8 protein-coding genes and 3 pseudogenes are annotated in these 13433 nt (G+C 57.4%); 3 read left to right on the plus strand and 8 right to left on the minus strand.

Annotation, left to right across the window (positions count from 1 at the left end):
- Nucleotides 1–388 (plus strand): annotated as a pseudogene (locus IC66_RS0137425) (phosphocholine cytidylyltransferase family protein); the annotation flags it as partial.
- Here IC66_RS0137425 and IC66_RS0137430 read toward each other — a convergent pair.
- From IC66_RS0137430 to IC66_RS0137445, 4 genes are read right to left on the minus strand one after another with little or no spacing between them, the layout of a single operon-like run.
- Complete coding sequence (locus IC66_RS0137430) at nucleotides 379–2922, minus strand: NACHT domain-containing protein (protein ID WP_083859386.1); 2544 nt, start codon at nucleotides 2920–2922, stop codon at nucleotides 379–381. The pseudogene IC66_RS0137425 and the gene IC66_RS0137430 sit on opposite strands and share 10 nt — an antisense overlap.
- A gap of 19 nt (nucleotides 2923–2941) precedes the next feature.
- Nucleotides 2942–3556, minus strand: coding sequence for a hypothetical protein (locus IC66_RS0137435; protein ID WP_038951018.1), 615 nt, complete (start codon nucleotides 3554–3556; stop codon nucleotides 2942–2944).
- Between the two features lie 6 nt (nucleotides 3557–3562).
- Nucleotides 3563–4519: a 2-hydroxyacid dehydrogenase gene (locus IC66_RS42880; RefSeq protein ID WP_049806736.1), complete on the minus strand. Its 957-nt coding sequence runs from the start codon at nucleotides 4517–4519 to the stop codon at nucleotides 3563–3565.
- A 16-nt stretch (nucleotides 4520–4535) separates the two neighbouring features.
- The gene (locus IC66_RS0137445; RefSeq protein WP_157158169.1) at nucleotides 4536–5237 is read right to left on the minus strand and encodes an iron-containing redox enzyme family protein; all 702 of its coding nucleotides are present in this window, start codon (nucleotides 5235–5237) and stop codon (nucleotides 4536–4538) included.
- Nucleotides 5238–6435: 1198 nt separating this feature from the next.
- Between IC66_RS0137445 and IC66_RS46730 the strand changes: the two genes are divergently transcribed.
- Nucleotides 6436–6591, plus strand: coding sequence for a hypothetical protein (locus IC66_RS46730; RefSeq protein WP_157158170.1), 156 nt, complete (start codon nucleotides 6436–6438; stop codon nucleotides 6589–6591).
- Between the two features lie 6 nt (nucleotides 6592–6597).
- Here the strand turns inward: IC66_RS46730 and IC66_RS44050 are convergent.
- Nucleotides 6598–7493: pseudogene (locus tag IC66_RS44050) on the minus strand (IS630 family transposase).
- A gap of 737 nt (nucleotides 7494–8230) precedes the next feature.
- On the opposite strand from IC66_RS44050, the gene IC66_RS44055 reads away from it, so the two are divergent.
- Nucleotides 8231–8545 carry an N-acetyltransferase gene (locus tag IC66_RS44055; protein ID WP_080588789.1) on the plus strand — a complete coding sequence of 105 codons (315 nt, stop codon included), beginning with the start codon at nucleotides 8231–8233 and terminating at the stop codon, nucleotides 8543–8545.
- Between the two features lie 551 nt (nucleotides 8546–9096).
- On the opposite strand, the gene IC66_RS0137460 is transcribed toward IC66_RS44055, so the two are convergent.
- The 3 genes and pseudogenes from IC66_RS0137460 to IC66_RS0137470 form a co-directional block, all read right to left on the minus strand.
- Nucleotides 9097–10191, minus strand: a complete 1095-nt coding sequence (locus tag IC66_RS0137460) for a KamA family radical SAM protein (protein ID WP_049803171.1) — start codon at nucleotides 10189–10191, stop codon at nucleotides 9097–9099.
- Nucleotides 10192–11523: 1332 nt separating this feature from the next.
- Nucleotides 11524–11757: pseudogene (locus tag IC66_RS44060) on the minus strand (IS5/IS1182 family transposase); the annotation flags it as partial.
- Nucleotides 11758–12243: 486 nt separating this feature from the next.
- The coding region (locus tag IC66_RS0137470; RefSeq protein ID WP_038951023.1) for a porin at nucleotides 12244–13433 on the minus strand (1190 nt) is incomplete at its 5' end.

Here is a 13433-nt window from a genome sequence, read left to right on the forward strand (position 1 = left end):
ATGTCGAATCCACGATTTTCGATCGCACCGGGAGGCTTATTCCCTGTGGTTGGCGCGTGAGGTACTGCTTTCGGGAGACTGCCTCCTCCTCGAGGGAGACGTTTTCTTCGAGCAAGATGCATTGCGCCGCCTGAGCGGTGCAGCGAGCGATGTGGCAGCAGTAGCTCCCTTCGAAAAATCGATGGAAGGGTCTGCAGCTCTTTTGTCCGACGACGGCTTCATCACAGCTTTCCGCATGAAGCAAACGGCGGCCAACATCATCACAGCCGGCCCGCAGCTTTTCAAAACTATGAACCTGCTACGATTTTCAGGCTCGACCCTCAAGGCAACGATCGTTCCAGCACTGGACGATGTTATCGGGTCCGGAGCCAGGCAGGCCTACACCGAGGTGGCCGAAGCCGCTTCCTGAGGTACGACCTCAGCTCCCAAGCTGCGTCCGGCGACAGCGGCACGATCCGCGACCTTGTGGAACTTCGATGCCCGGATCTGCAAAATGCCGTGGCGCGACGGAAAGAGCCCTACAGCGCAGGGCCGAAGGGCTCTCGCCTCCTCGCTGTTTTCTGCCGCCCGCAAATGAGCGTTCTCGTAAGGAGCCCCCTCCGTCCAGGGATAGGGATTGTCTCCACTCAGTTGCCGGGCCACGCTCTCCCACTCGGCTTCTGTCGGCAGACGGACCTGTTGACCTTTGTCCAGTTTTCCCTGCTTGCGAAGCCGGGCGTCGATCCAGCTCGCATACGCCAGCGCCTCCCACCAATTCACCCCGACCACAGGTTGATTGGGCCTGTTGTGTGAAGGCGCGGACCAGTACATCGGGGAAGATCGCTTTATCATTCGCTCGCATTGATCCGGGAAGTCTTCAGCAATCAGGCGCTGCCCAAGCACTTCACTTGTGAGGTGCGTCGGTGCGACGTCCCGGGCCCGGTTCAGGACGGCATTGCGGACGTCATCATCACCGCTTGCCCACGCCCATCCTTCGGCAGTCTGCCAGTGCTCCCGCTGCTTATAGCCTCCATCATCCAGGAACTGCTTGTATTCGGCGTTGGTCACCAGGAACGCCGATAACGCAAAGCGGCTTAGCATTCCCTTGATCGGTGGTGAGGCAGGAACGCTCGAATATTTCGTTATTCTGGTGATATGATTGGTTGATCGCCCAATCTGCCTGGGTCCGGTCTCTAGCCAGAATAGCCTCGAACTGAACTCGGCCTCGAGTCTCGGGTCGCCTAACGTGCCCAGAAGATCGCCGATCCGCATCCTCTTCGAGAATGGCAGCGAACGCCTGCTCAGCCACTTGAGCAGCTCGGATTGGGTCGCCAGGATTCTCTGTTTGAGGTCCCGCATCAAGTTCTGGCCATGCGTGACGGATACCACTTCGCTGAGCATTTCGGCTCTAGCCAGAGCAGCTTCGATCGTGCGGCTTCCAGGCCCCCCTCTCAATTCACCAACGAAAGCGTTTATTTCGTTCTTTCCTTCTTCGCTTGCCGCCCGCAGTCCGGCCCAATACCGTATCGGCGCATGCCACTTCTCGAGTAATGCGTAACCACGTCGCTGGGTGACCGGTCGCTTCGCCAACGCATAACCGGCCAGCACCTCGCGAAACACGTTGTGGGCGAACTCGTATTCATTTCGCCGCATCGGCTGCAAGATGCCATGTCCGCGCCGGATATGAGCCGCAATACTCGTGATGAGGTTTTCCCGGGTTTCGAAGGGCGTCGCTTCCGAGAGCCGGCACGTGTTCTTTGAGACCCGCCGAAGATCTTCGTCAGTCAGTATCTTTGTCCCGCCCTGTACGAGCCGTTCTTGCGCCGTGAAGGCGGCTTCCGCAAGCGCGTCCAGAATCCAGCTGCCATGATCGGTAACGAGAAGCTTCTGATCCCCGAACAGGTGCTTTTTCATGAAGAGCCGGTCAACAGCCCTGAGACACAATTGACTCACAGACGACGGGATATCCCGGCTCTCGTCCGAATAGATCGTTTGCAGGATGTTAAGCATCAACGGCGTCAAGCAAACAGCACCGAGCTCGGAGTTCGTCGAAATTGCATTGGCTACATCGAGTTTGCGCTTCTCCAGATCTGCTGTGCCAAGCCCTTCTTCTGCGCGAAGTCGAATCGCAACGTCGTGCCAGCGAACCACTGCTTCCCTTGCCTGTTCTGGCGAGAAATTAGAGATTTCAAACAGGGCCGCTGGCCTTATCTTGGTTCGATCGTCCTCGTGCCAGTCGGCCACGCGGCTGGTCAATATTGTGCTGAGGCGACCTGTACGGAAGCTTTCGTTGTTTGGGATGTTGACGCTTCGTATCAAGGAGGCAGCCTCAATCCGTGTTGGGATTTGGTCGCCGGCTCCGTACGTCATTGGAAGCTCGTCCAGGCCGTCGAAGATCAATGTGGCGCTCTTGAGGGATTTTTCCATTTCGAGGAGCGCCCATTCGTCCAGCACGAGACCAACAGCTCGCACTGCACATTCTACGATCGCCCGCTGATTGGTCCTGTCCTTCAGCTTCAAAGACGCGAGTGGCACGTAGAACGCAAAGCGGTCTAGCTTGCTTGCAAGAAATTCTTGAGCAAAGCTGGTGGTCAGGAACCGAGCGAGGGTCGATTTGCCATATCCCGGATGGCCAATCACGACCGCACATTGCTCTGTGGTCGTCCACAGAGCATTTATATCCCGCTCGACATTTCGTTCATCGGCAGTTCGGAACGTCGGCGGCACCCATAGCTCGCGGAGATTGCTACGCCGGGCAGCAGCTCGACCAGACCGATCGAAGACGAATTCGGCAGGGTCTCCGTACTCCAGGCTATCCAGCTTGGCGATCGCTGCAGCCAAATACTTTGCCTCGCCGTCGGCGAGTGATCTTCGAACGGAAGATGATGATGGCGCTACTCTGATCACTTTCTCTTCAGGAGTTCGCTCCCTTGGCACATCCATCTGTTCCTCGCAATATTCTCTACGAATCTCGCATACGCGGAAATTGGCTCAGCGCCGTCAGACTCCCGGTCGCGGAGCGTCTCCAATAACCGCCTTCCCGAGACACAAAATACAGGACCGGTTCTGGGATCTGGCTCGGCTCCCGATCGTCCAGCAGCGGCACATTGAATGTGTTCTGGTTGGGCAAAATCGGCCTTTGCGTATCCACCAAGGGCCGGCCCTCAGCTTCGACCCACCAAATATAGATCGGCGCCTTTGTCAGGTTCTGTATTTCGAGATCCCATTGCCGGCCCCTCACCAGATCTGTGACATCCTCTTTCACGAGCTGCGACGTAAGCCAGAAATAGACCGCCGTCTGTTCATCAATCGACTTCTGTTCTTGTTCCTTCCGATATTTCCCAAACTGCCAGATGAGCGACACCAACGCGGTCATTACGCCAAGAAACGTCGCGCTACCGGATACAACTTGGCCCCAGGAGCCGAATTTTTGATAATCAATTGCGCCGAGCCGAATGCCCCAGTAATTGAGCGTAACGAGCATTAAACAGAAGAAGAGCAGCAGCAGAACGGCTACCCAAAGTAACGCGAACACGATCTGGTCAGTCGTGCTGCGCCGCAGTTCAGGGCTGCGCATTTTCGGTCACCTGACCCTATAGGCGTCCTTGCCAAACTTGATCATGTTGATGATCGATGCGACCGCCCGGTTGGCCATCGCATCCCGCGCATCGCTTGTGAGCGAGGCAATATGGCCGGTTATCATCAGCCGCGCCGGTATGAGCAACTTAGCAGCGGCGGCGATCTCGGCCTGCTCGTAGAACCCATCGAAGGCAGCATAGCCGAGCTTTCCTGACGAAAGGGCGTCCAACAAAGCTGTTGGGTCAACGATCTCGGCGCGCGCGCTGTTGATCAGGATGAGCCCGGGCCTGAACCTGTCAAACTGTCTTCGCCCGATCAAACCGCGCGTTTCGGGATTGCCTGGTGTCATGACAATCAGGACGTCGACACACTCCGAAAGCTCGTCAAGCGGCCGGTAAGTCAACCCGAAGCGCGCCTCCTCGGCTGGCTTTCGGGTTCTTGAGAAGTAAGAGACGGGACAATTAATGCCCAACCTCAAAATTTCAGCAATACGAGTGCCAATGCCGCCGAGGCCCACGATTCCGACATGCAGATTCGCTAAGTCTCTTTGTTTTTCCTCCTTCCCGGAATTTCCCTCAGAGTACGCTAGCGCGTATTGATGAATTCGGCGGGTCGAGTTTAAAAGCAGGCCGATTGTGAATTCGGCAACGGCATTGCTGAGAGTACCGGGCGTGTTGGTGACTGCGATTCCGCACCTGTCAGCCGCATCGGCATCGATAAATGATTGATACCCCATTCCAAGAAAGGCGATTATCTTGAGTTTCTTTGCGCCTTGAAGTGCCTTTGCTGTTGCAAACTCGTCTCCGCCCAAGAGGTATCCCGCCTTGTCGGCCAGGGCTGCCGCGAGTTCATCCTCAGATAACAGATGAGTCGGATTCTCGACCACAAACCCCGCTTCAACCAGCGGCTTTAGCAATTCCTTGCGGACGCTCGTGCCAGTTACCAAGATCTTGTCTGACATGGTCACTTCCTTTTTGTTAAACGTCCAGCTGCGCCTCGCGCAGCAGCTCGTCATAGTAGCGCACCCTCGCGCTGACGCCGTCCGACGCGCCGGCCAGATACTGACGTGCGTCATAACCTAGCTTTTCAAGCGCGGTCGCCGCTTCAGCGATGAGGCGGGTATGCGCCTCATCTTCTCCAATGTTCGCGTGAAGGAAGCTTTTGTAGTCTGCTGATGGCAAAGCGGCATCGAAACAAGCCTCCACGGCTCGGTATTCGGCGAGAAGCATTTGCTCATTTCCGACACCAAGAGCTCCAAGCGCTCGCATTGGGTCAGCCTCAGTTTGCTGCAAAGCCTCGATGAAAGATGCTACCGCCTCGGTTACTTTGACCGGTTGATCTGATAGCCCAATGGACCTGCACAACTTCCAAATGAGCCAGGGGTGAGAACGATCTGCAATCCCGCCACGGACTGAGCTGTGCTCGCCATCGACGACCGGCATCAGGAGTGAGCGAACGTGAACATTCGCAATCCTGGCAATCACTCGGAGCAGGATCTGCGAAAACGGGTTGGTGACGACAGCCTCCTGGCTCGCCCAAAGCGCTAGAGCATCTGGGTGATTCTTTGCGTACTCGAAAAAGGGATGTACCTCTATTCTAGCGCGCCGCTCAATCGCTTCCGCTTCGGCAATGAATGGGGCAATCGGCCAATGGACAATTGGCTGGAAATATTTGTCCACTGGAAACGCGGTCCTTGGCAACGCATCGCTATTCATAGCTTCCCTCAGCATTCCCGGTACCCCCCTCCGTGCGAGCTCATAATAGTATCAAAGTACGTATTCACCGCGATTTCATCGTCTTTCGCAGCACTCCAATCTGCTCAAGACTCAGAAGCACGCCCGTCATGACAGGTTGTGAGATTGCGGGCGCACGGCGCTCTTCATTTAGGATGCACTAACGCAATGGCGAGCGGCTGCGGGGCCCTTACAACAAATGCCACCTATTCGTCCAATACCGCCTTCCTGGTACCGGCCTTGCCCATCCCGCCGAGCCAGACCCGGAAATGTTCGCAGATGGCTGCTTGCAAGACATTGCGCATTTTCGGCGGATTGAAGCCCTACCTGCAGTTCGCTGCTCGACCGAGCTCTTTTAATTGGAACAACGACGAGAAATTGCGAAACTAACGGCCGAACGGCGCAGGAATTCAGCGATTTTTTAAGTCTTTGCGCAGCATCGAGGCCGACACCATCATCTGGAAAACGTCGCGAGCTCACGAGACCGCGGTCCCTAGGGGCGCCCCCTGGGATGTCGTGAGCCGAACCAGCTCCTGATAAGGAGCGGGCAGCGCTGGAGACCAGGCTCCAGGGCGAATCCGCCGGGTTCGCCTCGGCGCTTCGCGTCGCACTGAATGATCGACAGCTGGCGCGTACGAATGGCGGTTAGACACCTGGTCCAGGTTTGACCAAGGAGAAGGTTTCGATCGGGCTTCTGGCAACAGCTGCGTAACGGCGCCCCCCAAGAAGGCGCAGCGCAAGCATCCGATCAACAGCTAAAGAGTGGAAGATCGGCAACCTGTGCGAGGACGTAAAGACAGGGAATGACCTGGCTCTCTGCTTATCGATCTTTGAGAACGCATTGATGAATTGCAGCGGGATCTCGCGGCCGGCACGCGCGAGCGTCAAGAGATTAGATCAGACTACGGGTATCTCAAACGGCCCTGGATCTATGGGCCGATCCGGGCCGTAGGGAGAGAAGCCTACGTTCTACCAAACGGCTGGGCAAGCGGGAGAGGCTCATCCTTGGACCACACCATGCCCGGTCTCTGCTCGCGGTAGCGAAGGCCAGGGTTTAAAAAGGGGCACGCGAGCCGGGGTGGTGGCCGAGGACAGTAAAGTGGGCGCGTCTGCACGGGGCCCTCGGCACCTTCCCTGCTTTCAAATGAAGATAGTTGCAGATGCGCAGCGATGTGCCGCTGTATGGGCCACCATCGGCCAGATCTGTCGAGCCTGCGTCTCGGCCGTTCCTCGCCTCGCCACCGAGTTGCGCGAGCTCCTCAACCGGCACATCCGCGCCAACCGCTATGGCCGCGCCTAGAGCGTTTCACGGTTTAATAGAAGAGTATCCGGCGTTTTCGAAGTAGTTGCTGCATTCGTCGGGCTGGATGGTTGTGACGAGTCCGCCGATATGGCGACAAATGTCGTCAAGGGTGCGCTTCTGGGCGGAGTGCATGCAGTGCTTGATCTTGGCGAAGGTCTGTTCGATTGGATTGAGGTCGGGGGAGTATGGCGGCAGGTACCAGAGCCTGGCGCCGGCGGCTTTGATCGATATCGCCCGGCTGAAGCTGCGGGACGAGAACCTGCTGAACATAGGCGCGGAAGCATTCTCCGTTGATTGGACCGTCGAATAGGCAAGGTGCAGTGAGGCGGTCGCAGCGCAAGGCGCCAAGGAACGTCAACGTCTGCCAATGACCGTGCGGCGCGAAACTCCGCACCCGCTCGCCTTTTTGGCCCCCATCCGCGCAGTGGGGCCATGTTGGTCTTGATCCAGGTCTCGTCGATAAAGACCAGGCGCCGAGGATCGAGCTTGGCCTGCCATGAACGGCAACGCTGGCGTCTACGCGCGATGTCGGAGCGGGCTTGCTCGAGAGCGAGCAGCGTTTTTTTGAACCGCAGCCCTTCGCGGCGTAGAAACAGCCAAACGGCATTGTGGGAGACCTTAACCCCGCGCGCGGCGAGTTCGTCCTTGAGGGCGTGAAGCGTCAAATGCGGCGTCTGGCTGATTTCCTTGATGAAGGCGCGATGCGGCTCGAGGATAGGCTTGCGATGGCCACCCATCTTGCCGGGCGCCACCGAGCCGGTCGCTCGATAACGTTGCGACCACTTCACCACTGACGACACCGCAACCCCAAACCGCACTGCCACCGCGCGGCAGCTCTCACCCTTCGCTACAGCCGCCACCGCACGCTTACGCAGATCGTTGGAAATGGGTCGGACCATCGGATGCTGGCCTCCAGCCCAGCCAGCATCTTGAATCATATTCGCCCCAGTTCCGGAATCCCTTCCGATTCAATAAATCTGTGAACCGCTCTAGGCCTTCCGAAAACCAAGAGCAGGGTAGTGCTCAAGGCCAAGGCGGCCCGGCGCAGCCCTCGCTGCCCCGACGTGCTTTGCGGGGCAACAGCCATGAAATCAACTATCGACCTTGATAGTTTTCGAAGCGCAACCCGCCATATAGTCTCGCTCAGGCGCCGTAGCCTCATGAGAAGACAGTCGGGTGACGAAGAAGCATTCGCAATAGTTACTCTGCTGGCCAGCACTCTTGAGCAAATCTGAAACATGGACCGCTATTCGACTTCGCTGAACCTGACGTCCACCTCGAGAGGCCTTTAAGACACGGGAACGCGACGCAGCGCGGATATTCGCTCCGCTCAAGGGATGCTGTCGCAGCAAGCATGCGGGCAAGGCGACTGGCCGAGGATCAACAAGAGAGTGTAGAACGAGAGCACTGCCAAGCAGCTCCTGCATAGGTTCGCGCCCGTCAGTTCGATCGGCTTGCGTTTTCTCGAATCGCAGCCTCGTCAGAGGCTACGCTGCTATAACACTCTGTACGTAAGGAGAACTCATGCCGGACATCGTCGTAACGGATGTAATTGCCTCTTCCATGGTACAGGCGATCCGAGCGGCGTAATGAGGACTTCGGTGGTGTCATCACCGCCGTGGGCAACAGCCGGCCCATGGCCGTGGTATTACAGGATTCCCAAACCAAGCGCGCTCTCGGCGGTGCGATAGGACTTTCATCGGCAGGACTGCTGTTCCTGGACTCGTTCTTTCTGCCATGGCAATTGCGCGAAAGGGGTTTGGGAAACGCGATCTTGAAGGCATTTGAAGAAGAGGGCCGACAGCGCGGCTGTCGATCGGCCTTCCTTTACGCCGTCAATTTTCCGGATTTCTACACGCGGAACGGATGGAAGGCCTCCGGCCGAACGCCTTGCGACCCGCCCGGAGCATTCCGCGTTTTTATGATCAAGAGCCTGGAAGCGCGCTCGTAGCCTTCTGCCGGAGATCAGATGGATAAACCAGATGATTGCCCAAAAGAGTACCCCAAATCGTAAATTCGGATGGCTATGGTTCGCTGTTGTGACTCACAGCTGCGCGGATGTGGTCGCAAGAAGAGCGAAACAGACGGATGGCGTCTCGGAACCGAACTCCAAAATGAACTGTATGATGCAGGCCTGAAATCGGCATCAAGCCGAACAAGAAATGCACTTGCAAAGCTAGGAATGCGGCCTACTGAGCAGGGCTCGTCCCGACGCCGTACTCTCACTGGAACGCATCCCCAGCGTGGCACCGGTCAATTTGAGCCGTGCCCTAACGATCAAAGGCCGATATCATGTTGTCTCGGGAAGGGCCGGTATTGGGAGCAAATTTCTCCAGCTCGGCCAGACGCCAACCAAGGCCACATGTCGAGACTCTTGCAGTAGTGAGGTGGCGTGCCCTGCACTGCGCGACGCAGTTTCAGCCGGGCTTGGCCGGCTCGGATGGGCGTCGCCGGCGCGCTGCACTCGCTCGAGTCGTAATCAGCATTGAGCACCGTTAGATCTCATTGTTCTGGCAGATCGTCCAACCAGCAGGCAGCCTCGACGTGAGGCCGGGAAAAGATCTGTCCGATCTTCTCGGGAACTTTATTTTGGTGGTATCGCATGTACACGCGGCCATCGTCTGCCAAATCCAGTATTTCGATCTTTCCCGTGTAATGAGACATGATGTATTTGAACGTCTTCTCGATACCACTAAGGCGCTGGTTGACGCCGCGCGCAATCTCTATTCCCCGTCGGAGCGCAACCTGAAAATGGGATGCGCCCTTCACCGGCCTCGCTTGAAAGAGGTAGTAAGGGCGCACTCCGGTATCGTGGCATTTGGCGAACGTTTCTGCGAGGATTTTAGGGTCATCGTTGACCTTCGCGAGAAGTACGGCCTGGTTGAGGAACTGCACGCCTTGCGCTCGCAACGAGCGAACTTTGTGCTCCGCATCGGACGAGATTTCACCCACGTGATCGAAATGGGTGACGATTATCGGAGTTTTGCCTGCCTTGTGAATCCGCTCGAACAGTGTCGGCAGAGCGGAATCTTCAAACCGCCTTGGTTGATAGGCCAGCATTTTTGTGCCAAATCTGATCGAACTCAAATGATTGATAGGCAGCAGGTGGTCAAGGATCCTGTTCAGCTTGGCCGTACTAAGCACGAACGGGTCGCCTCCCGATAGTAGCACGTTGGTCATCTCAGGATGGCGAGTAATATACTGCGCGACCTGATCGAAGTCCGGTGCGATTTCATCGGAAGCCTTGCCCACGATACGCTTGCGAAAACAATAACGGCAATATGAACCGCAGCGCTCCGTCACCAGCAACAGGCCGGTCTGCGGGTACTTGTGCTGCAGTCCCGGAACGACCGTGTTGTCGTGTTCGCCGCTCGTATCCAAGGTGCCTGGGCTCTCGAACTCGTCCAGTGAGGGCTCTACAATGCGCTTCAGCTGATCGTAGTACCTGCCTTTGGCAATCTGCTCGCGATAGAACTTTGTGACATGATAAGGCGTGATGTTGTTGATCTGCAGTTCGCTCTCGCTAACTTCGCGCGTTTCTTCGATGAACTTCAGTACGCGTGCTTTGCAATCCAGCGGATCAGCTATGGTTTCCATTGCAACACCTCGTCCGTCCTGATCAGCGCATTTGATCGGTACGATCTGCTCGTCTACAGTACAGCACCAATAGTAGATCGATACCTACCTGGTGTGGTGAGGGCTACCAAATGCGAGAGTTGAGAGAGGCACTCTCGTACTCGCCGGATAGCGGGGTGCCGGGGATCAGGGCGCAGCGGCGTGCCTAAATCGTTGCCATTAGTCGACCGCGCGAGCATGCCGAAGGTACGCGACAAGCGCGCGCAAGCTTTGCCGCGCGTACAAACCCGATCGCCGCCTGCTGAAGCAAGGTGAACACCAACCCTGATTTCGAAGCGCTTTTTGAAACGCGCTCATCGATGATCAGAGCTCTGTTCTTGCGGGCCTCATATTCATGAGGTTCTTCACTGTGCTAGGCCCCTTTTGGACAGCGCCTCGCAGCCACAGGCTCGACCGCTCCATCTTTTCACTATCCAGCACAGATCCAGAGAACGCGGGCAGCCAGAACGCCTCGCCCCCGGGCGAGATCAAATCGGAAAGGTGGGTGACGTCGTCTCAGAATCGCCGCGCGACTTCATCGGAATCAGCACTGGGTTCCAGATACTGCTTGACCAACATCTGCGCGACGCGGTCCGCGACGACCAGAATGTCAGAGGACGGATGCCGCCGTTGCCTTGGGAATCTACATGCGCCTTACCGCTGGCGCGAAGTAGCTTCTCGACACAAAGCGATTCCGGGGATTGTAGAGGTTGTTTCCAAGATCCCGCGCAAATTCTCCAAGCTCTGACCATCGACGCCCGCCGCCTTTCCATTCAATGCCACCAGCTGGTAGGCCTCCCAGACCATACGCTTGATGATGGGCAACGGTTTGTCCGGCGTGATAACGCTCCTCCTGACAAAGCCTTGGCGTCCGATGTCGGACAGGGTAACGCATCCCCTTCGCTCCATGGCTATTGCAGCCACTTCAACGCTACTACAAGCTGCACCGCCCCTGTCTCGGAGTATTGGTATTCTCCCTCGTGGTGAGCGCCACTTGCGGATTTCACTTAACACCCCGAGCCAAATTCCCTCGTTCCCCATTGAAGCCTGTGATGAGGTCATGCCGCCTATACACCCCGTTATGACAGCGTCTGGACCCATTTCGATGCCTCATCGGCGGTTCGCTTGCGCTCATCTTCTCATCGCTCACCTGATGGCGTAGTCCGCCGCCTTTTTCCCCAACGCTCACCACTACGTCTCTTAAACGCAGCAGCGTGGGGTGGTTTGAAGTCCGCCCCTGCAGGCCGGCTCCGGGAGGGCAACTCCCGTCTTCAACACAATTGCGGCGGCAGATACGCACCAGCTATGAGGCACACGGAAATACGGGTCGCCGACCCAGCGCTTGCACAGCCCCTCATGACAGCCAGTAAATGTGCTTGAGCAGCAACGGCCGGATCATGAAGCAGGTCGCGATCCCGGGGTGACCATTCTCGCTGTAGAGCAGCGCGGCGCGATCTCGCAGTCGATCCAGTCCCAATCGACCTTGCCGGCGAGCTGAACCAGCTCGTGCTTCATATTGATGATCTGGTCCAGCCTGGCCCGGAACAGATCCCCCGATCACGTCGTACTGTGCTTCTTCGGTCGCATCGCCAACTCCGATGCGACGACGGAAGCACAACGGGCGACTCGACGGAATCTTGAGTGTTCTGTGAGGTTCGCGGGGCAAAGACCAGCGGCGCGCTGTGCCGCGGGTGGCGACCTCATAGAGGCCGGGATTGAACGAAGCCGCGATTTGTAAGCCGTATGGCTATAGTGCAGCCAGTGCGGCTGCAGGGAAGGCGCGCCTGTGGTCGTCGTGCGGTGGTGATCCTCTAGCCAAAAATGCTCCAGTGTGCAGGCCGCAGCTAAGCGCCGCTGGACCGAAGCTTCAGGGGCAGGTCATCGGGCGAATAGCGCGCAATCACCGCCCCCCAGCGAACATCGTGTGCGGCGCGACCATTGGCGCCAAAAAGGCCTCCGATGGGCATACCGGAGGCCTTTCTTTGGAGGTTTACCGTAGAACTACTTTTCTCTCCTTCCGTTCACCGAACAATCTCACCAATTGCGCTGAGCACGGAGCAGCAGACTAACCGTGTTTTGGTCCTTCAGCTCGTATGTAGCTGCGGGCTTTGCCACAAGTGGAACAGCCGCCGTCGTCGTAATTGTCCCGTCAAACTTTTGGTCGAGGTGAGTCCAGACCACGTCTGCCGAGAACGTAAGGTTCTTCACCGGCGTCCAGCGGGTTATAAGACCGAGCTGTGCGACATTGAAATCCGGATTGCACGTGGTGATACCAGCAGTCGGTGCGCCCAAGCCCAGGATCGCAGCGCAAACGAGAGCCGAACCACCGCTACCGTACTTCAGCTGAGCGTACGCGCCGTAGATCGCACTGTTCCAGTACGGATTCCAGTTGTGGGTATAAGCGCCCCGGAAGCCCCAAGTCTGGACCGTGGAAATGCCAGCTCCGGGCCCAAACACACCGTCAGCAGCGGCTGCAAGCCCAATGCTCTGGTAGGCACCCGGAACGCTGGTACCGCCAAACATAGCAAAGTTTTGCGGAGCCAAGCTCTGGAAGTTGTAGCGGGTAGCACCATCGGTGTAGACCGCTTGCATGTTGATGGTGTCACCGGGGCCGGTCGGAAGATTCTTGATCGACAATGCCAGCTGAGCAGCCCAACCCCATTTGTCGCCCGGATGACCGGTCGGCTCTGTCGCGCCGTAGTACGCAGCATGATTGTTATGCGCTGCGACCGACGCCTGAAAAAGGCCCCAAGCCTGATCGACGCGGAACATGCCCTGTATATCAGGAGCCCTCGTTCCGCCAAAGTCATTGGCGCCAAAGTTGCCAGAACCGAAGCCTGCCACTGACGTAAGGCCGGCACCGACATTATATAGGTTACTCTGGTAGTAAGCGGTCGGATCAACAGCCGAGATCGATGCGGTGATGCCCTCGCCGAAGTCTGCGGTGTAGGTAAGCTGGTTTACTCCAGTCACTGTGCCGCCGCCGCCGACCAGACCGTCGAAGTTGTTGCCAGGGTAATTAGTCCAAGGCGCGTCGAACTGCGAGACGGCCTTACCTATGGTGAACCCAGCGAATTGGATGAAGGCGTAGTACACGCCAAGCGTGCCGCCAGCAACCGCGCCCGCATTGGCGTTGCTCGGCGCACCAACGCCCGTGCTGCCAAGCTGTGAGTACACCGTAGCACCGGCAGTTATAGCGCGACGATCTGGGTCGGAAGAGCGCG

Source organism: Bradyrhizobium genomosp. III, from assembly GCF_000261705.1.
In the GTDB taxonomy this organism is placed as follows: domain Bacteria; phylum Pseudomonadota; class Alphaproteobacteria; order Rhizobiales; family Xanthobacteraceae; genus Bradyrhizobium; species Bradyrhizobium ottawaense.

Bases quoted from the DNA above. Each gene is read 5' to 3' on its own strand.
- IC66_RS0137430 (WP_083859386.1), bottom strand. From the start codon at position 2,922: ATGGATGTGCCAAGGGAGCGAACTCCTGAAGAGAAAGTGATCAGAGTA.
- IC66_RS0137435 (WP_038951018.1), bottom strand. From the start codon at position 3,556: ATGCGCAGCCCTGAACTGCGGCGCAGCACGACTGACCAGATCGTGTTC.
- IC66_RS42880 (WP_049806736.1), bottom strand. From the start codon at position 4,519: ATGTCAGACAAGATCTTGGTAACTGGCACGAGCGTCCGCAAGGAATTG.
- IC66_RS46730 (WP_157158170.1), top strand. From the start codon at position 6,436: ATGAAGATAGTTGCAGATGCGCAGCGATGTGCCGCTGTATGGGCCACC.
- IC66_RS44055 (WP_080588789.1), top strand. From the start codon at position 8,231: ATGGCCGTGGTATTACAGGATTCCCAAACCAAGCGCGCTCTCGGCGGT.
- IC66_RS0137460 (WP_049803171.1), bottom strand. From the start codon at position 10,191: ATGGAAACCATAGCTGATCCGCTGGATTGCAAAGCACGCGTACTGAAG.